At 48.0% G+C, this 20,140-nt stretch carries 24 protein-coding genes; 12 read left to right on the top strand and 12 right to left on the bottom strand.

Annotation, left to right across the window (positions count from 1 at the left end; all coding sequences use genetic code 11):
• Nucleotides 1-9 precede the first annotated feature (9 nt).
• The 3 genes from CHL1_RS09875 to CHL1_RS09865 are packed head-to-tail and all read right to left on the bottom strand — an operon-like array spanning nt 10 to nt 1,873.
• Nucleotides 10-639, bottom strand: coding sequence for an ABC-2 transporter permease (locus tag CHL1_RS09875; RefSeq protein WP_250932649.1), 630 nt, complete (start codon nt 637-639; stop codon nt 10-12).
• Nucleotides 633-1,496 (bottom strand): ABC transporter ATP-binding protein, encoded by an 864-nt coding sequence (locus CHL1_RS09870; RefSeq protein WP_250932647.1) that lies wholly within the window; start codon nt 1,494-1,496, stop codon nt 633-635. Before CHL1_RS09870 ends, CHL1_RS09875 begins: the two co-directional genes overlap by 7 nt.
• Nucleotides 1,497-1,498: 2 nt before the next feature.
• Nucleotides 1,499-1,873, bottom strand: a complete 375-nt coding sequence (locus tag CHL1_RS09865) for a GntR family transcriptional regulator (RefSeq protein ID WP_228883578.1) — start codon at nt 1,871-1,873, stop codon at nt 1,499-1,501.
• A 315-nt stretch (nt 1,874-2,188) separates the two neighbouring features.
• On the opposite strand from CHL1_RS09865, the gene CHL1_RS09860 reads away from it, so the two are divergent.
• Nucleotides 2,189-2,668, top strand: coding sequence for a GNAT family N-acetyltransferase (locus tag CHL1_RS09860; protein WP_250932645.1), 480 nt, complete (start codon nt 2,189-2,191; stop codon nt 2,666-2,668).
• A 108-nt stretch (nt 2,669-2,776) separates the two neighbouring features.
• Nucleotides 2,777-3,406 carry a DsbA family oxidoreductase gene (locus tag CHL1_RS09855; protein ID WP_250932643.1) on the top strand — a complete coding sequence of 210 codons (630 nt, stop codon included), beginning with the start codon at nt 2,777-2,779 and terminating at the stop codon, nt 3,404-3,406.
• A gap of 206 nt (nt 3,407-3,612) precedes the next feature.
• Here the strand turns inward: CHL1_RS09855 and CHL1_RS09850 are convergent, their stop codons facing one another.
• The 5 genes from CHL1_RS09850 to CHL1_RS09830 all read right to left on the bottom strand — a co-directional run bounded on the left by CHL1_RS09850 (nt 3,613) and on the right by CHL1_RS09830 (nt 7,421).
• The gene (locus CHL1_RS09850; protein ID WP_250932641.1) at nt 3,613-4,197 is read right to left on the bottom strand and encodes a hypothetical protein; all 585 of its coding nucleotides are present in this window, start codon (nt 4,195-4,197) and stop codon (nt 3,613-3,615) included.
• Nucleotides 4,198-4,552: 355 nt separating this feature from the next.
• Nucleotides 4,553-5,446: a PLP-dependent cysteine synthase family protein gene (locus CHL1_RS09845; protein WP_250936266.1), complete on the bottom strand. Its 894-nt coding sequence runs from the start codon at nt 5,444-5,446 to the stop codon at nt 4,553-4,555.
• Between the two features lie 192 nt (nt 5,447-5,638).
• Nucleotides 5,639-6,073: a pyridoxamine 5'-phosphate oxidase family protein gene (locus CHL1_RS09840; protein WP_250932639.1), complete on the bottom strand. Its 435-nt coding sequence runs from the start codon at nt 6,071-6,073 to the stop codon at nt 5,639-5,641.
• Between the two features lie 171 nt (nt 6,074-6,244).
• The gene (locus tag CHL1_RS09835; RefSeq protein WP_250932637.1) at nt 6,245-7,153 is read right to left on the bottom strand and encodes an AraC family transcriptional regulator; all 909 of its coding nucleotides are present in this window, start codon (nt 7,151-7,153) and stop codon (nt 6,245-6,247) included.
• A 37-nt stretch (nt 7,154-7,190) separates the two neighbouring features.
• The gene (locus CHL1_RS09830) at nt 7,191-7,421 is read right to left on the bottom strand and encodes a hypothetical protein (protein ID WP_148636515.1); all 231 of its coding nucleotides are present in this window, start codon (nt 7,419-7,421) and stop codon (nt 7,191-7,193) included.
• 363 nt (nt 7,422-7,784) lie between these two features.
• On the opposite strand from CHL1_RS09830, the gene CHL1_RS09825 reads away from it, so the two are divergent.
• On the top strand, nt 7,785-8,792 hold the full coding sequence (locus CHL1_RS09825; protein WP_250932635.1) for a diguanylate cyclase: 1,008 nt from the start codon (nt 7,785-7,787) through the stop codon (nt 8,790-8,792).
• Between the two features lie 218 nt (nt 8,793-9,010).
• Complete coding sequence (locus CHL1_RS09820) at nt 9,011-10,114, top strand: GGDEF domain-containing protein (protein ID WP_250932633.1); 1,104 nt, start codon at nt 9,011-9,013, stop codon at nt 10,112-10,114.
• Between the two features lie 64 nt (nt 10,115-10,178).
• Here the strand turns inward: CHL1_RS09820 and CHL1_RS09815 are convergent, their stop codons facing one another.
• Nucleotides 10,179-10,829, bottom strand: a complete 651-nt coding sequence (locus CHL1_RS09815; RefSeq protein WP_148636518.1) for a DUF3786 domain-containing protein — start codon at nt 10,827-10,829, stop codon at nt 10,179-10,181.
• 291 nt (nt 10,830-11,120) lie between these two features.
• On the opposite strand from CHL1_RS09815, the gene CHL1_RS09810 reads away from it, so the two are divergent.
• The 5 genes from CHL1_RS09810 (at nt 11,121) to CHL1_RS09790 (ending at nt 15,733) form a co-directional block, all read left to right on the top strand.
• Nucleotides 11,121-12,494 carry a phosphatidylserine decarboxylase gene (locus CHL1_RS09810; protein ID WP_250932632.1) on the top strand — a complete coding sequence of 458 codons (1,374 nt, stop codon included), beginning with the start codon at nt 11,121-11,123 and terminating at the stop codon, nt 12,492-12,494.
• 259 nt (nt 12,495-12,753) lie between these two features.
• Entirely contained in the window at nt 12,754-13,581 is an 828-nt protein-coding gene (locus tag CHL1_RS09805; protein WP_250932630.1) for a patatin-like phospholipase family protein, read from the top strand.
• Between the two features lie 196 nt (nt 13,582-13,777).
• Entirely contained in the window at nt 13,778-13,939 is a 162-nt protein-coding gene (locus CHL1_RS09800; protein ID WP_250932628.1) for a hypothetical protein, read from the top strand.
• A complete protein-coding gene (locus CHL1_RS09795; protein ID WP_250932626.1) occupies nt 13,915-15,402 on the top strand; it encodes a sensor domain-containing diguanylate cyclase in 1,488 nt (495 codons plus the stop codon). Before CHL1_RS09800 ends, CHL1_RS09795 begins: the two co-directional genes overlap by 25 nt.
• A 148-nt stretch (nt 15,403-15,550) precedes the next feature.
• Nucleotides 15,551-15,733, top strand: coding sequence for a hypothetical protein (locus CHL1_RS09790; RefSeq protein ID WP_070369838.1), 183 nt, complete (start codon nt 15,551-15,553; stop codon nt 15,731-15,733).
• A gap of 85 nt (nt 15,734-15,818) precedes the next feature.
• On the opposite strand, the gene CHL1_RS09785 is transcribed toward CHL1_RS09790, so the two are convergent.
• The 3 genes from CHL1_RS09785 to CHL1_RS09775 are packed head-to-tail and all read right to left on the bottom strand — an operon-like array spanning nt 15,819 to nt 16,974.
• Complete coding sequence (locus tag CHL1_RS09785) at nt 15,819-16,370, bottom strand: hemerythrin domain-containing protein (protein ID WP_070369839.1); 552 nt, start codon at nt 16,368-16,370, stop codon at nt 15,819-15,821.
• On the bottom strand, nt 16,367-16,591 hold the full coding sequence (locus CHL1_RS09780) for a hypothetical protein (protein ID WP_250932624.1): 225 nt from the start codon (nt 16,589-16,591) through the stop codon (nt 16,367-16,369). Before CHL1_RS09780 ends, CHL1_RS09785 begins: the two co-directional genes overlap by 4 nt.
• Nucleotides 16,592-16,611: 20 nt before the next feature.
• Nucleotides 16,612-16,974: a hypothetical protein gene (locus tag CHL1_RS09775; RefSeq protein ID WP_250932622.1), complete on the bottom strand. Its 363-nt coding sequence runs from the start codon at nt 16,972-16,974 to the stop codon at nt 16,612-16,614.
• A 181-nt stretch (nt 16,975-17,155) separates the two neighbouring features.
• On the opposite strand from CHL1_RS09775, the gene CHL1_RS09770 reads away from it, so the two are divergent.
• The 3 genes from CHL1_RS09770 (at nt 17,156) to CHL1_RS09760 (ending at nt 20,077) form a co-directional block, all read left to right on the top strand.
• Nucleotides 17,156-17,365, top strand: a complete 210-nt coding sequence (locus CHL1_RS09770; protein WP_070369841.1) for a DUF1858 domain-containing protein — start codon at nt 17,156-17,158, stop codon at nt 17,363-17,365.
• A gap of 265 nt (nt 17,366-17,630) precedes the next feature.
• On the top strand, nt 17,631-18,323 hold the full coding sequence (locus CHL1_RS09765) for a Crp/Fnr family transcriptional regulator (RefSeq protein ID WP_250932620.1): 693 nt from the start codon (nt 17,631-17,633) through the stop codon (nt 18,321-18,323).
• 71 nt (nt 18,324-18,394) lie between these two features.
• Nucleotides 18,395-20,077 (top strand): C39 family peptidase, encoded by a 1,683-nt coding sequence (locus CHL1_RS09760; RefSeq protein WP_250932618.1) that lies wholly within the window; start codon nt 18,395-18,397, stop codon nt 20,075-20,077.
• Nucleotides 20,078-20,140 lie beyond the last annotated feature (63 nt).

The raw sequence follows: 20,140 nt of genomic DNA, 5'->3' as shown, positions 1-20,140 counted from the left end.
AATTACACATTAACTTTTGCGTTGATAAAGCATCCGGGAAAACCGGAAACTGATGACATTGGCAAAAATGGCAAGGATCAACACGGCAATCCAAAGACTGCTCTGCAGCACGTTATATAAAAGCAACATCAGGCCCATCGCCGGGAATAGCGCTAACACCCCGATAATATCGGATTTTTGGGCCTCGAACAGATAAAAAATCAGAAAATCGAGGGGTAAAAACAGTGCAACAAACAATAACCCATCAGGGACAATAGCGGTTTGCACAATCGCAAAGATGTCCGGTTTGATGGCGTGGTTGATGTGAGAAAACAAAATGATCAGCGGTGTGGCAACCAGACAAAAGAGATAAAGGATGATGCCCCGGGCTCCGATAATGATTGTCGGGGTAACCGGGAGGAGGCAAAATAGAAACTTCGTTTTATATTTGGCGTCGTTAAAAGCAAAATTCCGCAAAAGCAAATAGGATAGCATCAAAAGTCCCACTGCAAAAACAATGACATTGGCACGATCATTGTTTATGTTAATCTGATTAAAATACATTGGGTACAACACAATACAGAGCAGCTGCAACCAGACAATTTGACTGAATGTCGAAATCTGCATTTTGGTGAAATGAAGAAAGTTTGACTTTAGCATGATGGCCTCCTGGCATAGTAGTTTAAAATATCCTCAATTGAGGGAACTTCATAGACCGTTTGGCTGGGCAGAACTTTTTTGAGGGCGGCTTTATTATCGGTTAGCCCCTCAAAGCCGTAGCTGGATTTATTCAGGCCGACAAAGTGATCGGCGTGATCGGGCAGTAACAGGGCAGGATCGCCTTTAACTATGGCGTGCTGATCTTTTATTTCGTCCTTTGGCCCGTGGAGGATAATTTGGCCGTTAACAATAAAAAACAAATAATCCGCTATTTTATCAAGGTCGGAGGTGATATGCGTCGCCATTAATACCGTTTTGTTGTCCGCCAACACAATGTCTTTGAGGATTTCAATCAGTTCACTTCGTACCAGCGGATCGAGGCCAGCTGTTGGCTCGTCCAGAATAAAAAGCTCAGCCCCATGGGAAAGGGCCAGCACCAGGGCGTATTTCATCCGCATTCCCCGGGACAAATGCTTGATCTTTTTATCCTCGGGCAATTCAAGTTTATCCAGATAAGCATGATAGGCCTGATTGTCCCAGGTTGAATACATCGGAGCAATCAGGCGTGTCATTTTCTGTAAGGTCAAGTCTTCATAAAAATGACCGTCATCCAGCACAACCCCCAGCTTTGATTTGATTGCCAGATCGTTGTGGACACTATCCAAACCCAAAACGGTGATTTTTCCCTGATCGGGTTGGATCATGTTCAGAATGCTTTTGATCGTGGTTGTTTTTCCGGCGCCATTGGGTCCGATAAAGCCGGTCAGTGTTCCTTTTTCCAGCGACATATTGATATTCTGCAAGCTGAAATCGGCATAGTTTTTGCAAAGGTTATTGATTTCTAAAACTGCATTCACGTTTATTCCTCCCTGATTAACACGTCGATAATATTTTTTAAATCCGCACCTGAAATGCCGACAGGTTTACCATAGTCAAGGATATCGGTCAACCTTTTTTCAATTTCCATCAAGCGGGTTTCACGCAACAGCTCCATGTTTTGAGGCGCAACAAAAGAGCCTTTACCCATCATATTAATGGTGAATCCTTCAGCTTCGAGGCAGTCATAGGCTTTTCTGGTCGTAATCACGCTGACATTCAAATCCCTGGCCAGGCCTCTGACAGAAGGCAGAAGATCGCCCTCCTTTAATTCGCCAGACAGGATCTCAGCTTTGATTTGGTTCATAATCTGCTCGTAAATAGGCACTTCAGCAGAATTTTTAATGATGATGTTCACTTTCCTATTACCTCCAGATTCAAATACTGTGCATGCACGATAAGCACAGTATAGCTGGCAATCATCTTTATGTCAATATGTTTAAAACCAGCGTCAAGAATAAAAATTTCATCCGGATCATATTTAGACATACTCACAGGTATCAAACCGGTGGGTTTGTTTTTTTGCCAGAAAGCAGATATGATCTTTCCCACAACACCATTAAATGATACAATAGTGCCATTCCAAACGAATTGCAAAAGTACGATCTGTTTCGCAAGTCCCCAATCATTCATGCAAAAGGAGCAATAAAACAATGACACTAAAATCAGAAACGTGACAATTGAAGATCTAAAAGCAGTCACCGCAGTGGAAGCCAGCTGCTTTCCGGCAGCCGAGGCCGCAACCAGGAGCGCATTTGCACAACGCATCAAGGTCTTTCCGGAGAGTTTTTTTATCGCCGAAATGGATGACAAAATCGTCGGGTTTATCAATGGGGGTGTCATCAATGAAACGACAATTGGGGATGAATTATTTCAGGACGCTGATCGACATGTTCCAGACGGCGCTTACCAGACCGTTTTTGGTCTCGATGTGATCCCCGGTTATCGTAATCAGGGAATCGCCGCCCGGTTAATGGAGCATTTGATTGCAGTATCACGATCAGCCAGTCGCAAAGGCGTGATTCTCACCTGCAAAGCTTCGCTGATTGATTATTATCAAAAATTCGGGTTTGAAAATTCCGGCGAATCGCAATCGGTGCATGGTGGCTCAAAATGGTATGATATGATCCTGCGCTTCGATTCGCCCCAATAATTAGCGAACATAGGGGATCACAACGTTTGTAAACCAGTGGCTGGTATGTCAGGCACGCAAAATTAATGGAAAGGTCTTGCCAGCGGTAAGAATTGTGAGGTAATAACAGTGAAAGTAGAAATTTGGTCAGATTATGTCTGTCCCTTTTGTTATATCGGAGAAAGAAAACTTGCCTTAGCCCTCGAAAAAACAGGGATGACAGCAGCAGCCGAGATCGTTTTTAATGCGTATGAATTGGATCCAAATGCCAGGAAGAGCTATGATGAGAACATTAATCAACTGATTGCCAAGAAATATGGAATGAGTTTGGAACAGGCCATAGCGGCTAACAACAATATCATCAATGCGGCCAGAGAAGTTGACCTGGATTTTAATTTTGACAAACTGCAGCCGACCAATACCTTTGATGCGCACCGGTTGTCCCATTACGCCAAGGATCAGGGCAAGCAGCAGGTCTATACCGAAGCGGTGATGAAAAGCTATTTTACGGAGGGATTGAACATTTCAGATTTTGACGTGTTAACGGCCATTGCAGGTGAAGTGGGATTAGATCAAGTGGAAGTCTTACGCATTTTAGAATCATCGGCGTATGAAAAAGAAGTCCGTCAAGATGAGGAAAATGCCCGTTCCCGCCAGATACATGGCGTCCCCTATTTTTTGTTTAACGGAACAACGGCTGTCAGTGGCGCGCAACCAGTGGATACCTTTGTGGCGGTGATTGAAGAACTAAAAGAGTAGAATTAAAATGTTCTCAACTTGATCCAACAGCACCATGTTTGGCTTTTTTGAACCGCTTAGAACTTTGAATAGCAACTTTTTATATCATGGCCCCCTGTCTTAAATTTCTTTAATTATGTTACGTTTCCGTTGCAATACAACTAAAACACCCCTGGCCGATAATCCGCCAGGGGTGTCTTTGGGTTTAGTAAATGTGTTAATTCATATCACGCCAGGACATTCACACTGGCCTGACTGGTGTTCTGGTTGTTCTGGTATTGTTGAAATAGCGATAGTAATGATTGGTTGGTCTGGGTGCTTTGGCTTGATTCGGTATCATCCAGGAAGCTTAAGCTGCCCATTGATTCCCGGATTTGCATGTAGTTTTGCGAAATACCGCCATTAGGCATGCTCTCTGTCGCAGGAACAAGGTCCAGGATTTCCTGGAGATCAAAGCCGTTTGCTTCAACCGCATCAGCTAAGGCGCTGCCAGCCGGAATACCGGCGTCTCGCAAGGTTGATACGATGGTGCTGGCATCCTCTTCACTGAGTGAGGCGGCGTCGTACTCTTCAAGCAGCGAGCTGATTAAATCTTCCTGTTCCGCTGTCAGGATGGTTGAGTCGGTGGAGTCGGATGTGGCACTGGCATCTGGTGGTGGCGGTGGTGGCGGACCTTTTGGCGGAGGCGGCATGGAGCCATCGACCTGGCTGGTCTCGCCAGTATCGCTGGTCTCGCTGGCGGCCGTAAGTTTGGCTTGATAAGCCTGCCAGATACTGGAAGCACTACCACTTTGACTGATTGAACTGATCATTTTTGGTTCTCCTTTCGTAAAATTTTCAGCAGGCAAGAGAAACGATCTGGGATGAGTTCACCTGACGATTCAAGAAACCTGTCCGGATGGCCACAGAATCGTTCACTGCTGACTGTCTGGGGATCACTTTGAGAGTGAAGCGATGGCTCCAAAAACGACGATGGCTAGCTTTTAGCCCACAGTCCGAAGCGTCGATCACGGTGACCGAAAAAGTGTCCCGATTATTTATAGCCAATGGAACTTGAATAGAGCTTGAAAAAAGTCTTCACGGGAAACGAAAGATCCCATGAAGACTTTTTATAACGCAGTTGAATTTTGTTTTTTTACAAAGTTACATTAAACTGATTAATAATTGTTACAGCTTAAATAAATCGGTGCTGAGATATTTTTCGCCCCGATCCGGGAAGATTACCACAATCAGGCCGGAATCAATTTTCTTGGCCACTTCGGTGGCGGCATACATAGCGGCGCCACTGCTCATACCCACAAAAATCCCTTCTTTTTTGACAATCTGGCGGGCATAATCAAAGGCGATTTCCGATTCAACCATGATATGTTCGTCAATGGCGTCAGGCTGGTAGAGGGCTGGGACAATGGCTTCTTCCATGTTTTTCAGGCCCTGAATATAATGACCAAGCACCGGCTGGGCTTCCACAATTTTCACCTCAGGGTTATGATGGCGCAGGCCCATGCCCACCCCCATAATGGTGCCGGAGGTGCCTAAGGAAGACACCAGGTGGGTCACTTTTCCTTCGGTCTGTGCCCAGATTTCTTCGGCGGTGGTGGAGTAGTGGGCCAGCTTATTATATTTATTACTGAACTGATCGGGATTAAAGTAGCGATCCGGGTACTTAGCAATCAGCTCCCGAACCTTGCGGATGGCCCCGTCGGTACCTTCGTTGGGGGAAGTCAGGGTGACAGTAGCCCCGAAGGCCTGGATCATTTTTCGGCGTTCGATGGAAACGGCTTCGCTCATGACGATTTCCAGCTGGTAGCCCTTGACAGCGGCGATCATCGCCAGACCAATGCCGGTGTTGCCGCTGGTGGGCTCAATAATAATCTTATCTCTGGTTAAAATACCTTCGGCCTCGGCCTGTTCCACCATTTTTAAGGCAATCCGATCCTTGATGCTGCCGGTGGGGTTAACACCCTCATACTTGGCCAGCATTTCCACCTGAGGGTTGGGATTTAAATGATTAATCCGAACCATCGGCGTATGGCCAATGGTTTCCAAAATATTATTATACATGTGTGTTTTCAATTTTTCATCCTTTCTGTAAGTAATCTCAGTCACGACTTATTATAGTATAAAATTAATCAGAAAAACAATCATTTATAAAAAAAGCTGTCAAGAATTGGTTAATCTGCCGAAGCAGTTGGCAGCAACGGATAGCGAAAAAAAACCGCCGGGGTTTAAAATAAACCCCGGCGGTTAAATCGTTTAGAGGAGGGTGTCCACTTTGGGAGCGAAATTGGTGTCCATCGTCCAGGTGATGGCGGTGCCGCCAGTGAGCTTAAAGACAGCAAAGGTCTGATAAAAATCCGACAGTTCACCACTTTCTTTCCAGGGTTTTAAAAAAGCCCGGCTGGGATGGTTGGCAATTTCGTCTTTGAGGTTGTTGTCATCAATAATTTCTAGTTGGCCCCGCACCCGCAGTTGGCAGCCGCTTTGATAATCGTTAAAACAAAGTTCGACTTTGGGGTTCTGGCAGATCTGAGCATAAACGTCTTTCATGGTTCCGGAGTGAAAAATAATCCCGTTTTCGTCGGCCCGATAGAGTAACATGCCCCGCACCCGGGGCTGATCGCCGTCAGCGGTGGCCAGATAAAAGGCTGGGTTCTGATTCATTAGGGTATACATTTCCTGTTTGTTCATTACAATCACCTCGTCTTAATTTCAAGGGGGCGCCAGGGGTCGGTTTTCCGGCACAGTCCGGAAACGGCCGTAACGTGGCAAATACCCCACCGATATCTTTCTTGGAGGTTACTATATCGAAAAACTGCAGGGATTGCTTTCAAAAAACACGCATCCACTTATATGATTCGGCTATGTAGCTCTTTGATAGAGCTGTTGATAGTCACTGGGACTGAGGCTGGTGTGTTTTTTAAAGGCGGTAGAAAAATGGGAGGCGCTGGCAAATCCGCAATCCTGTGCGATTTCAGTAATGGTCTTGGTGCTACTCCGCAGCAGCTTCCGGGCTTTTTTAAGACGAAGTTCGAGAAAGAAGTCCATTGGTGACGAACCGGTCTCCTGTTTAAAACGGCGATTGAACTGGGATGCCGACAGCCCCATTTTGCGGGCCAGTAGGGGGACGGTCAGCTTGTCTCCGAAATGATCTTCCATGTAGTCGATGATTGCTACCACATCCATTTTTGGGGACAGAAGCGAGACCCCGGAATCACTGGGAAACAGCCCCTGTAACAGACCCTGGGTAATCAACTCAGCTAGGGCGTTGCGGTAGGGGAGGCTATAGCGGGTGGGTCGGTCACCAGCATCAATAAAGCGTTTGATGTCGATCATGGTTTCTGGTGAAACCGCAAACTGCTGCCAGAAATAAACCGGCGTCGGGGCAGCGGCCAGATAGTGGCGGCAGCGTAGCTCAAAATAGTTCCGGTCAATAAAAAGAGCGGCATAGCGGGTGAACTGGTCGGTTTCTTCTTCCTCATGGGGCAGCCCCGGTGATAGACAGGCCCCTAGATAATGGTCGTCGGCAAGGGCAATGGTGGTTTTTAAAAACTGTTGTTCGGCAGTGAAAAAAACCACAAAGGAATAGCTGGGGTGGGTATGTCCCACCCGGATGGCATATTGACAGAAGCCTACACTGGGGATAAAAATCCCCAGATAATCAGAAATATAGGCATCGACGTATTTTAAATCATCTTCTGAAATGGTGCCAACCAGTGCCTGGATTTTTTCAAGCTGTTGGGTAGTTAGGTTCCTTTCGATGGCGGTCACGGTTGTACCTCGGTTGCTCTTGTCCCGGGGTCAGCCCTTAGGCCTGGCCACTGGTCATGGCTTCACAACAGGCATCAATCTGACTTTTAAGCCGTTTGATTTCGGTGTCAAATTCTTCCATCTGCATCGATATTTTGCTGCTGGAAACATGCATGCCGGATTGCTTAAAGATAAAGCTACGTTCATTTTCAACATCCTGTAATTCTTCTTTCAGGTATGCCAACCGATTTTTTAATTCTTCGTTGGTTAGTGCGGTAAAGTCTTCCATCTTATTTCTCCTGTTCATTGATTAGTTAAGGCCACTGCCAAAGCAATGACGGTGTTGAGTCAGTATAGCACGAACAGTTATTAAATGCAATTGATTATTGGGTGATGAAATGGTGCGACCCGACTGTTCAGACAATGATTGACATTCGACTGGTAATCGATTAAACTGTAACTATATGGACAATTTAAGCATCTTTGTGGAGTAATGTTATCGTCGCGCGATGGCGTTATTATTCCGGGTAAGAAGGCTTAATGACTTGGCTAGTCAGGCAGTAAATGCCATTTTCCCACACCCCCGAACACATAAACTATTATGAAAGGAACAGGTTGATACTTGCCGCAGTCAAGATCAGCCCGGTGAATTATGAATGAAACGATAAATAAAGAACTGATCCCTTTCCAGAAACACTTTGACGACTTTATCACCGCTTATTTAACAGAACGTGATCTTAACAAAACAGCAAGCTTGTTTGCCGAATCGTTTTTTGGTTTTGGTACCGGTCTGGCAGAACGAACCTATACCAAGGCCGAAGCCATGCTGCTCTACCAGCAGGATATTGAATCAGCTCCCAACCCGATTGCGGTTACCTTCCATCAGAAACAATTTCTGTTGCTGGATGCCGACAACGCCCTGGTGGCAGCGGAGCTTGATATGAAAACCGTGATTCTTGAGCAGTGGGTCAAATTCAACAATTTACGGCTGCTGCTGGTGATGCATCGCAACCAAGACACGGTCGCTATCGTCGGGATGCACCTGTCCTTTCCCACCGATGTCCATGGCGATGAGGAGTCCTTTCCGTTAAAAGAGCTGGAAGAACGGGCCCACCTGCTCCAGGAAATGGTGGAAAAGCGCACCAAAAGTTTAAAGCAGGCCTATGACGAACTCAGCGATCTGATCAACCGCGATCGTCTGACCAAGGTAGCCTCCCGTCACTATTTTGAGGAAGCCCTGCTAAACGAACAGCGGCGTTTTAAAAACTTTCAAAGAAATTACGCCCTGATTTTGTTGGATATCGATGACTTTAAACAGATTAATGACATGAACGGCCATTTAATTGGGGACGATATATTAAAAACAGTGGCCGCCACCATTTCAAATATTGCTAGAAAAACCGATGTTGTGGCCCGTTGGGGTGGCGATGAGTTTGTCATCCTATTGCCGGAAACCGGTGTTGACACCGCCTATGAGCTGGCTGAAGCGATGCGGCAGGCGGTAGAGAATGGGGATTATCCCATTACCCTGGCAATTACGTTAAGTATTGGTATTTCCGGTTCCCGGGCAGATGATCATGCCCGCAATGTTTTTAAATTGGTGGACGATGCCATGTATCGGGCCAAAAAAACCGGTAAGAATCAGATCGTGTGCGTATGAGCGTTTAATCAAACCTAAACAAACCCACTGGGATTAATCCAGTGGGTTTGTTTGCGGTGGGACCAGTCGCATTTTTAGTGGCGGATGGTGCGTTTTTAAATCGCCGTTCTGCGTATCCTCATGCATTTCGGGTATAATAAAAATAGACATGGTCATCAGAGTGGGAAGCGTCACGCAGATCATAATGAGCGCCAATCGATACAGAAAGGGTGATCAAAATGAATTCGGAACAGGAATCCAAAGCACCGATCTATTTAGGCGAATTCAGGGATGAACGGCTGGAACAGGAATTTTATCAGGCAGAAATCGTGGCTCATTTCAATTGGATTCGGCTGGGGATTCTGGCGGCGGCATTATTTTTTCTGGTACTGTTACTGCCGGTGTATGATCGGATTGTCGATCACCATGATTTTCGTATCGCTGCCAGTATGATTGTGGTGGTGACTGTGGCGCTGTTCTTTTTATTTTTTAAGGTCTCATTCGCTACCGTAGGTACCTTGCTGAGCTACTGGTTTACCGGGTACGAAATTGCTGTTGGGCTGGCCCTGCTTTATCTGCTCACCAACCTGATGCCGGTGGCCCCACTGGTTCAGGTGCTCAGCTTGATTGTGATGATCCTGGTGGTTTTTCTGATTAATAGTCGCTGGTTACTGGCTGTTTTTACCACGCTTTTGCTGGGTGTCAGTTATTTTGTGATGGTGGTGGTCGAAAATGGCCTGAGTGCCGATGCTTGGGTCGCAGGTCTGGGGGTGTTGCTGATTATTGTCATCAGCAGTCTGGCGTCCTACCGCAGCAACACCTACAAGCGGTTTCATTATCTGAATCTGCTCGAGCTGATCCGGTTGGCTGAATTTGACGCCCTGACCGGGATCTATAATAAAGCAAAATTCAATAAGGATTACGACGGACTGACCGAACGGGCCCGACGCCAGCAGGGCCATTTATCGGTGGTGATGTTTGACATTGATAATTTTAAAGAAATTAATACACAGCACGGTCATTTGGTCGGCGATGCCATCTTATTAGAGCTGGCCAATTTCATTCAGTTGCATATTCGCAGCTCGGATATTTTTGTGCGTTGGGGTGGCGATAAATTTATTCTGACGTTTCCCGACATCCCCTTGCCCCTGGCGGCCGAAATCGCAGAAAAATTGCGAGTGCTCATTGGCGATCATGATTTTGCCCAAGTCGGCCACCTGTCCTGCAGTTTTGGGGTGGCTGCCTTTGAAGAAGGGGATCAACTGGACAGTCTCGTCCGTCGGGCCGACCAGCGTCTGGATACGGCCAAAACCCAGGGCAAAAATAGAGTTGTTCAGGGCTGAACCAGGCTATATGGGGGTAGATCAGTCGAAATCTGTGGTTCTTGGATCAGCGGCCCCCCTGCCGCTACATCTTAAAAAGCGGCCCCTTGATCGCCACCCCAGCCACTGCGGCCAGTCGTTCGATGCCCTCCATGGCCAGGCTGACGGTGCTTTCTACGTGGATGAAATCAGTGGCGCTGCGGTCATAGAGAATATTGGCCTGAGCCGGGAATTCATCATCGCCATCCCAGAACAGAAATTTGAGGGGAATGCTGTCAAACGACTTGACCAGTCCACCGGCATCAGAATGGGACAGTCGGGTGCCACCCAGGGTTTCGTAGGCCTGGGAAAGGGCCTCGGTCTGGCCGGAAAAAGTCATTGCCAGGGGCTCCAGAACATTTTTCTCAAAGGCCATGGCAAACGGGGAGGCCCCGGATAATTCCCGGAATGGCACCCATAAATCGGTACAACGGGCCTGGGGGCTCGAAAACCACAGAAAGGTATAAATATTTAATTGACTGATGATCTCCGCAGGCGAAAAATCGTCAAGATTGACAATAACGCCGGTTTTTAAATCCATCCCAAATTTTTTAGCAAACAGTTTCACCGTCAGATAGTCTTCTTCACACTGAAGTTCCGGCAGTTTGTCAAGCAGCTCCGGGATATGCATCCCCAGAATCTTTTGCCGCCAGGTCTCACAGGCCTTCAGGTAATTATTAGTGGTATCATTTAACATCGATGACTCCTTTTAAAATTTTATCCATACCAGGGCTTAAGTGCTTTTGCCAGGGTACCAGCTTCAGTTTAACAGGATGGCGGGATTAACACAACCCAAAAGTATCGGATTTGCTTGCTGCCGCCTCGGCGAATCAGTGTTTAGTGAGCCCTTTATAAAGCGTCGCAGAGTAAACAGACAGGTTTATCGGTTTGACTGCTTTTTTTCAGAGCGCTGACATAGTTGGGGCTGATCGGGGTATATAGATTTCAGATTCAGGAATGGATCGCAAATTTATTTTGGAGGAAGCGAATGAGAAAGCTGGTATCACTGTTTCTGGTTGTCAGTTTACTGCTGCTGTCAACCCCTGTCGCCTGGGCCCAAAACCCGGTACATGAGCCCATCACTGAGGAACTGATCTTAATGGTAGACCATAACCCGGAGCTGCAAACACTCCTGGAAAAATCGATTGACCAGGCAAAAACCGTTAATCCTGATAAAAACTCCAATCCGGTGCAGTCGCTGGAGGCGTTTTATGACTACATTGACTGGGCTTCAAAAGCCATGCCCTGGACGATTCTCCCCAATGTCGGTGAGACTTACCCGGCCCTCTATGACCAGATCGATCAGAGTCTGGATTATTTTTACTTCATCACCGATCAGCCCTTAGAAGAGCTGGCGGATATGGGGTATTATAATAATTCGCTGCAATACCATGAGCCCTACCGTTCCTGGATGATTAAATTCACCAAAGAGTGGGGCCAATACCTGAGCACTCCAGCGTCCTGGAATGACAGCTATTATCAGACTGCCTATAACAATCTCGATTTCGGCTTACAAAATGGCTGGTATGAAGATCCTGCCAACTGGCACAGTTTTAACGATTTTTTTAGCCGCTACCTGGTTTCGCCAGATGTTCGTCCGATTGCGGCACCGGAGGACGAGGCTGTCGTAGTGGCACCAGCGGATTCGGTTCCTCAGGGTGTCTGGCAGATCGACGGCGATTCCCGGGTTGTCGGGGATGGTGTGAAAATAAAATCGCTGACCTTTGATTCGATCCCGGCGCTGCTCGGGGCCGGTAGTGAATACAGCGATGCCTTTGCCGGTGGGGTGCTGACCCATACCTTCCTGAACGTTCAGGATTATCATCGCTTCCACTTTCCAGTCGGCGGGACGATCCGTGAAGTCCGTAGCATTTATCAGGACGATGCTGTTGGCGGGATCACCTACTGGGACGAACAAGCCCAGCGCTATATGCTTAATGCCGAGGACTATGGTTGGCAGGCAGTTGAAACCCGGGGCAGTGTTATTCTTGAGACCGTTGATTATGGACTGGTAGCCCTGATTCCGGTGGGCATGTCACAGGTTTCATCGGTGCTTTTTGAAGAGAATATCAAACCCGGAATGGTTGTCAAAAAAGGAGATATGTTGGGCTATTTCCTCTTTGGTGGCTCTGATTATGTAATGATCTTCCAGAATGGCGCCGGTTTTTCGATGACTGCCGCCAAAAACAACAGTGGTGACGGCTATGAGCACCTACTGATGGGCCAGGCCTATGGCGTTCTGACCGGGAACCCGACGGCCTATGTCGAGACCGAAGTCTGGGAAAATGTCATTCCCCTTGTTCTGGCCATCCTGCTGGTCGGTGGCGTTGCGCTGGTAACGAAAAAATCAAAAATGGTTTAAGCAGCAATAAATGGAATCAAAAAAAGCGGTTGGGCATCGCTAAAGTTTTCCTCGTCACAAAGCTGTTCTTTCTTTCTGAGAGGATGGCTTTGTTTTGGCTCCCCGTGATAAGGATTGAATTTGACGGTTTTTTCAGTTAAACTAAGCAGGGACAAACACGAAACACAGATACAGGAGACAAAATGGAAGAAAAAAAGACAGCCAGCAAGACCATTAAAAGTAATATCAAGGATACCGCCCTGATCTTTGAAGGTGGGGGATGCGGGCCAGCTATACCGCCGGTTTTTTAAATACGTTGCTTAAAAATCAGCTTCACTTTGACTATGTGGCCGGAATCTCGGCGGGTTCCAGCCATTGCGTCAATTATTTATCCCGGGATCCGGAACGGGCCCGGCGTTCCTTCGTGGAAATTGCTCAGGATCCTAATTTCGGTGGCTGGAAGTCCTTTATAAAAGGAGAGGGCTTTTTCAGGTCCTCTTATCTTTATGAAGAAACCTCCCTGCCGGGGGGCACTCTGCCGCTGGATTTTGACACCTTTATGACCAATCCGGCGCAGTTGCGTATTGGTTTGTTTGAGCGTCGCCTGGGCAAGGTAATCTATTACCGCAAGGAAGACATCACCGCAATGGAAGACCTGATGAAAATCGTCCGGGGGTCTTCATCCCTGCCGATTTTTATGCCGCCTACCGATTACGATGGCCGCTCCTTTGTGGATGGCGGATTGGGCGGCGGGATTGCATTGGACATTGCCAAACAGGACGGATATCAGAAATATTTTGTGGTGCTGACCCGGGAAAAGGGCTACCGGAAATCACCGCTTAAATTTAAACACGCAATTAGAGCCTACTATCGCAACTATCCCAAGGTGGCCCAGGCCATGCTTAATCGTCACGTCATTTATAATAAAACGCTGGATGAGCTGGAAGCTCTGGAGCGCCAGGGCCGGGCCTTTCTTGTTTACCCTGAGACCATGCCGGTATCAAACCGGGAGGTGAGTTTCGACAAACTGGCCGACAGCTACCAAAAGGGCTATGCTCAGGGCCAGCGGGATTTGCCCAAGTGGCTGCGCTTTCTGGGCATGGCCTGAAAATTCCGCGCCTTTAAAACCTTGGGATTAACAGAAAAGCTGATGGCCACCCTTGTTTTAAGGGCTTGATTGGGGTAAAATGAAATGACTGGGCCCGATGCCAATGACCGTGATTACAGGATAATTGCGAAACTGGGCGCAAAGCTCATGGCGGTTTTGCAATGAGCGATTTGATTACCACAAAGGAGTTTAAACCTTGATCGATAAAACCTTTAAAGATACCAAAAAAACGATACTCTATACCCTGGGGGTATTCCTGATTTTCAGTCTGGGCTATTTTCTGATCACCCTGGTGATCCAGATCAATGCCGATACCGCCCAAAAAATAAGCTGTTGGCTCAGCAGCAACAGCTGGTAGCAGTCGAAAAAACGATTATCTCAAATAAGGTTAACCGTTTGGCCACCGATCTGCTCTACGCCACTGATGCCCTGGCCCTGGGGGATAACGGCCGGGGGGATTACTCGGACGCCGAAGACCACTGGCTGGCCTTTGCCAACCGTAAAATGATCTATGACCAGATTCGTTTTATCGATGTTGATGGTAATGAGGTGATTCGGGTTAATTATGATGAAAATGGTGCGACTCTGACCGATAGCGACGATCTTCAGAACAAGGCTGACCGTTATTATTTTACTGCGGGCATAAATCTGGCCCAAAACCAGATTTATGTGTCACCACTGGATTTAAACAAGGAAAACGACCAGATTGAGCAGCCAATCAAACCGATGATCCGCCTGGCAACCCCTTACTATGGTGCCAGAGGCCAGCTGCTGGGGTTGGTGGTACTGAATTATACCGCCAATGATCTGCTGGCGCAGGTGGAAAAAATTGCTACTGCCAGCCAAGGCCAGGTTTTTATGCTCAATGCCGATGGCTATTGGTTGTATAACAGTGCTGATCCGAACAGGGCCTGGGGATTTATGTACGACAACCGCCTAAACGACAGCTTTAAAACCGATTTTCCAGAAGTCTGGTCGACCATCCAAAGCCAAAAAAATAGTACCCTGACTACGACCGCCGGGGTATTTGCCTATACCAATATTCTTACCGCTACCGAACTGGAACTGGATTTGCACCATACCCTGGCGCCGGGGCTGGGAGATTGGACAATGGTCTCCTTTATTCCGGCCACAACCCCGGAAGGCCAGCTGTTGACCCGTAGTCTTGCTGCAACAATGCTCTTGGTATTGCGTAATAATCTCTTTGCCTATCTGCTGATCTTGACGCTGGCAGTCTTTGCCGGAGTGATTCTGACCATCAATCAGGTGAAGAATGACGAAATCAAATATTACTCGGAGTACGACGCCATGACCGGGGTCTTTAACCGTCGCACTGGCTTTGAAAAACTGAAGCAGCTCTATAAAAATATTGAGAAAAACGAAAAGCTGGTATCGGTCTGTTTTATTGATATCAATGGCCTCAAGGATGTTAATGATTTTCTCGGGCATGATGCCGGTGATGAACTGATTATCGCGGTAACCAGGGGCATTCAAAATAATATCCGCAGCAATGACTTTCTGGCCCGACTGGGCGGGGACGAGTTTTTGATTATTTTTGAAGGACTCGACGAAGCGGAGGCCGAAGCAGCGTGGCAGCGGATTGTGGCCGAATATGAACAGATCAATGCCACAGAAAACCGCCGTTACCTGATTAGCGCCAGCCACGGCATTGAAACCATTAGTGGCAGCTCCAATGAATACATCGATTCGATTATCAACCAGGCTGATGAGAAAATGTATCGGGAAAAGAAAATCCTGAAAAAGAACTTAAAAATTGTTCGGGATTATGTCCCCGATGACAAAGCGGGGTCGCCGGAGTGATGCTGTCCAACCGATCCGTTTAGGATAATTGAAAGAAACCTTAAGAAATTGAACTGGTAAAGGTTTGCATAAAAATTACTGCTATTTAACAATTATTTGCTGTGCTATACTGGATGAAAACTTCGAAGTAGCACAGGAGGGTAAAAAAATGGGTAAAGTTAGCATTATTACTAGCAGCAATGCACGGGATTTTCACCGTAAACTCAGTGAGGCGTTTGAAAGAGGCGGCAAACTGGTGGGTGGGATTAAGTCCATTCCCAAAGGTGATGAATCCCGGATGGATTGTGAATACGACTATGTGACCTTTGTCAGTTATGAACAGATCAGTTAATTAAATTTAAAAAAGTCCATTGTAAACACAGTGGACTTTTTTTCGTGGTGTTGCTCAAGTGTGGGGCTGGTTCAGTCAACGGCCATCAGTATTTGGCTTCGAGCTCGGTTAAAATCCCCAGGTAGTAAGCGGGAATGCCCTGCTGATTAGCCGCGGTTTCAAATTCGGCGGTCTGGACATTGACCCGGGCCAGAATTTCTGGGGCCAGTTGCTTTTCAGCAAAGGGATAAACCACCGTGTCTTCTTTGACAATGTGACGGGTCAGGTGATTGGCGTAACCAACGGCATTGGCAATGACGTCCAGACGACTGTCGTCGTCTCCGGCCTGAACCCGGATTAAGGCGGCTTTCAGCTCGGCGATAAACAGGCGGCCCCAGTCGTGCTCCACCAGCATCCCATGGGAAATCAGATTACTGCCCATTTTACCGAGGTGATCGACCATTGCTTTAAAAAGAAAGGCTTCTTCCTTGCCATGATGGTGGACGTCGGCGTAATTGGCGATGAAATCAATCATCTTGTCAAAGTCGTCGTAATTTATCGGCTGGCCCTGCATCACCTGGGTACTGGCTTTGCGAACCACGGCCAGCATTCGGATAATATGGGTATGCTCATCGACCATTAACGTAATACTGTTCATTGGTTAGACCTCCTGATAATACTGGTGAGCGCGTCACGTTTTTGATAAACCTGTCCGGTGCCAGCCAGCAGGCCCTCGATTAGAGCTTCCCGTAGTCGATAATAGACGGCAATGTCACCACCGACAGCCTGCCAGTAGGAGCTGTGAACGCAGCGGTTACGTTGCCAGACAACCTGGTTATCCCCCTCTTCAATCAGAACATTGGCGTGATCACAGGGCATTCCGTCCAGCAGACTGTCGCTCAGCAGCTTATAGGCGGTACCGCTGGGGTTAAATCGGACTGCGATAAAGCCTGTCCCTGGGACCGGAAAATCGCTTCAATATGAGGATAGCTGTCGGGGTTCTGGTCAAGTAGTGTTGTGATGGCCGCTGCCAGCTTGTATTCGGCCCGGGTGACATTGGTTTGGAGCCAGCCGTGAATGTTGCCAGGATCAATGACCGTCTCCAACGGCCGGGTTTCGGAAACTCCATAACGGTGATCCAGCTCGGCCTGAAGCTGATTTGCCTGGTTACCATTTAAAGCGATGATTTCGGTGATGATCGCTTCCTGTAACTGAATTTTATGATATACCCAAAAATGAATCGGTCCTAAAAATTTACTCATGTTCGTCCTCCTGAGTTGCGCCTATCGTTTCGCGCGGTGTTTTTATTTGATGATTTTATTATAACCACTTTCAGACAGATAATTGTAGCTATGGCTACAATTATCTGCTATTTTTGTGCTATACTGGGTTCAAGTTAAAAAACAAATAATTGTTTGAACAATTATATCAGGAGGTTTTACCATGCAAAAAGTAAGTAAAGATATGAAAATTGGTGAGTTATTAAGAATTGACGGTGGCTTTGCTCCGATTCTATTGGAAATCGGGATGCATTGTCTGGGCTGTCCGTCCTCACAAATGGAAACCATTGAAGAAGCCTGCCAGGTTCACAGCACCAGCGCCGATGCCCTGGTCGACAAGCTCAACGCCCATCTGGCTTCGCTTAACGCCTAACGCACCATACCCCCCAGCACCGTAACCGGCGCTTGAGGTTGACGATAAACTACCGTACCGACCAATTGTTAATCTGTTGTTCGCTGCGGAATCGGACAGGTTGCACCGTGTCCGCTCCGATGCGTACAACATGATGTAACAATTGTCGGTACTGGGTTATCTTTTTTGACAGTCTGTTGCGCCGTAACCGGCGCTTTTTTTTCGGCCTTTACGGAATCGGGTGGCTGTCATATAATAGGGTTAATTGCAAAAAGGAGAGAAAAAAATGGAGCAATTTTATCCGGTGATCGCACAATGCCCCCTGTTTGATATGGTCAATAGAGACGAGTATCAAAATCTGATGACCTGCATCAACGCCAGTATCCGTCACTACAACAGTGATGATTATGTAATTCTGGCCGGTAGCCAGATCGCTTTTGTCGGGATTGTGCTGAGCGGGGCAGTCGAAATCATCAAAGAAAATCCTGCCGGAGCCCGTTTGATTATGGATGTGCTGGGGCCGGGTCATATTTTTGGGGAGGGAATCGTCTGCACCAAAGCCCGGATTGCCCCGGTCAGTGTCCGTGTTAAAGCAGCGTCACAAATTCTTGTGATTCCCTTTGAGCGGATCATTAAAACCTGTGGCAAGTCCTGTGGTTTTCACTTTCAGCTGATTCAGAATATGATGATGCTGTTGGGTGAAAAAAACTTTCGGATGAATGTAAAAATCGAATTACTGATGTTAAAGGGGATGCGGGAAAAGCTGGCTACCTATCTGCTTGATCAGGCCAGCCAAAACAACAGCCACAGCTTTGATATTGTCCTTAACCGCAATGAGCTGGCCGAGTACCTCAATGTTTCCCGGACATCGATGAGTCGGGAACTGAGCCGGATGAAAGACGAAGGCCTGCTGGATTATTACCAGAATTCCTTTCGGATTCTCGACCGGGAGGGTTTAACTGCCTGCCTGATGCGCTAACTGGACGAAGTGGCGTCTGAATGGTTATCGGCGCCACAGACTCAAGGATCACAGAAAAAATGGAGAAATCGATGAAGAAATACTTACTCATACAATTAGTGCTGTTGTTGACCCTGACTGTATTGGCCGGTCTGCTATCATCCGGGGTGCTGGCGGCGACCGCCCCCCGGGTGCTCTACCGCACCCATGTTCAGAATGATGGCTGGCAGGATTTTGTCAGTGATGGCGTCCTCAGTGGCACTGCCGGCCGCAGTCTGCGATTGGAAGGGATTGAAATCAAGCTGGAGGCTGCGGATTATGACCTCGGCGTTCGTTACCAGACCCATATCCAGAACATCGGCTGGGAAGCGGATACAGATCGGGGCTTTAAGAATGACGGCGCCATGAGCGGGACCGAGGGGCTTAGCTACCGCCTGGAGGCCATCCAGATCAGTTTGACCGGGGCTGCTGCCGATGCCTTTGATGTCTATTATCAGGTGCACGCCCAGAATTTTGGCTGGCTGGGCTGGGCCAAAAACGGTGAAAGCGCCGGAACCGCTGGCTATGCCTATCGACTGGAAGGGATTCATATCATCATCCAGCCCCGCGGCACCAACCCGCCGGAGGGTATCGTCGATCAGCCGACGCCCTTTGTCGAACGCAAGTCAGTGCCGGGAAACCTGCTGATCCAGACCACCGCCAGTGACTTTAACAGCAATGCTCTGGGGCTGGATCGGGTTGCGATTGTTTCGGATGCCGGTGACGGGGCCATTGTTCTGAATAACGGGAACCAGGCTGGCGTCTATACCTCCAATGTCTTTAATACCAGCCCTTTTACCAAGGCGGTGCTGTCCTGGAATGCTGATACCCCAGCGGGCAGCCTGGTTCAGGTGGAAGCCCGGGTTTGTGAGAATGCCGTGGATGCAAACGGCCAGTCCACCGAAAACTGGTCGGACTGGCTCTCCTGGGGACGCTGGGGAAGCAGTATCAACCGGGCTTCCGGCATCGGAACGACCGATAGCCCGCTGGCTAAACTGGATGTTGATACGCTGGTGGTTAAAAATGGCAAGACTGCCAACAAAATCCAATACCGGGTGATTCTTCACTCCGGCAGCCCCGGCATCACCCCAAACCTGCGACTGGTAGCTCTTGCTCTGCGCAATCAGAACCCTGGTCAGGAGATCACCAAGGTTTTTTATGACACGCCCAATCTGTTTAATTTGCCGGTACTCAATGTGCCCCAACTTTCCCAGATGGTTCGGGATCCGGCCATTGCCGATTCCATCTGCAGCCCCACCAGTGTGACGATGATGCTTGCGTATTATGGCACCGTTGTCCAGCCGGAAACGGCGGCCTGGGGGGCCTATGATTACGGTTATCAGGATTTTGGCAACTGGCCCTTTAACACTGCCTATGCGGCCAGTCTGGGTTACCAGGCCTATGTCGATTATTCCACCATCGAGGGTCTCAAGCGGGAAATCGTCGGGGGCCATCCGGTGGCGGTGGCGGTGGCTTATAAAAATAGCGCTGCCGTCAGTGGCAATCTGCCGGTAATCGATGGCGCCCCGATTCGTCAGACTCCGGGCCACCTGATTGTGGTCTGCGGTTTCACCCAGGAAAATGGCACCGACTATATCATCATCAACGATCCGGCGTACCGCCAGCAATGCGGGTGTTCGGGTAAAATACCGGCTCGATCAGTTTGCCGCTGCCTGGGCCGAGTCCGGCAATATCGCCTACATTATTCACTAAGGGCAATTGGCATCACCATCTGAACAAAAAGAACCTGGGCGATCGGGTTCTTTTTTGATTGGCAAAATCCTGATAAAGTGATCAAG

Source organism: Acetobacterium wieringae (genome assembly GCF_023700225.1).
GTDB lineage: Bacteria > Bacillota > Clostridia > Eubacteriales > Eubacteriaceae > Acetobacterium > Acetobacterium wieringae.
The sequence above is the reverse complement of the archived record's forward strand: the minus strand, read 5'-3'. Positions and strand labels throughout refer to the sequence as shown.

Coding starts and splice junctions, on each gene's coding strand:
- CHL1_RS09845 (WP_250936266.1), bottom strand. CDS start 5,446: ATGTATAATAATATTTTGGAAACCATTGGCCATACGCCGATGGTTCGG.
- CHL1_RS09825 (WP_250932635.1), top strand. CDS start 7,785: ATGAATGAAACGATAAATAAAGAACTGATCCCTTTCCAGAAACACTTT.
- CHL1_RS09790 (WP_070369838.1), top strand. CDS start 15,551: ATGGGTAAAGTTAGCATTATTACTAGCAGCAATGCACGGGATTTTCAC.
- CHL1_RS09820 (WP_250932633.1), top strand. CDS start 9,011: ATGAATTCGGAACAGGAATCCAAAGCACCGATCTATTTAGGCGAATTC.
- CHL1_RS09815 (WP_148636518.1), bottom strand. CDS start 10,829: ATGTTAAATGATACCACTAATAATTACCTGAAGGCCTGTGAGACCTGG.
- CHL1_RS09850 (WP_250932641.1), bottom strand. CDS start 4,197: ATGATCAGTTCAATCAGTCAAAGTGGTAGTGCTTCCAGTATCTGGCAG.
- CHL1_RS09760 (WP_250932618.1), top strand. CDS start 18,395: ATGAAGAAATACTTACTCATACAATTAGTGCTGTTGTTGACCCTGACT.
- CHL1_RS09840 (WP_250932639.1), bottom strand. CDS start 6,073: ATGAACAAACAGGAAATGTATACCCTAATGAATCAGAACCCAGCCTTT.
- CHL1_RS09780 (WP_250932624.1), bottom strand. CDS start 16,591: ATGCCCTGTGATCACGCCAATGTTCTGATTGAAGAGGGGGATAACCAG.
- CHL1_RS09765 (WP_250932620.1), top strand. CDS start 17,631: ATGGAGCAATTTTATCCGGTGATCGCACAATGCCCCCTGTTTGATATG.
- CHL1_RS09810 (WP_250932632.1), top strand. CDS start 11,121: ATGAGAAAGCTGGTATCACTGTTTCTGGTTGTCAGTTTACTGCTGCTG.
- CHL1_RS09785 (WP_070369839.1), bottom strand. CDS start 16,370: ATGAACAGTATTACGTTAATGGTCGATGAGCATACCCATATTATCCGA.
- CHL1_RS09830 (WP_148636515.1), bottom strand. CDS start 7,421: ATGGAAGACTTTACCGCACTAACCAACGAAGAATTAAAAAATCGGTTG.
- CHL1_RS09875 (WP_250932649.1), bottom strand. CDS start 639: ATGCTAAAGTCAAACTTTCTTCATTTCACCAAAATGCAGATTTCGACA.
- CHL1_RS09770 (WP_070369841.1), top strand. CDS start 17,156: ATGCAAAAAGTAAGTAAAGATATGAAAATTGGTGAGTTATTAAGAATT.
- CHL1_RS09805 (WP_250932630.1), top strand. CDS start 12,754: ATGCGGGCCAGCTATACCGCCGGTTTTTTAAATACGTTGCTTAAAAAT.
- CHL1_RS09775 (WP_250932622.1), bottom strand. CDS start 16,974: ATGAGTAAATTTTTAGGACCGATTCATTTTTGGGTATATCATAAAATT.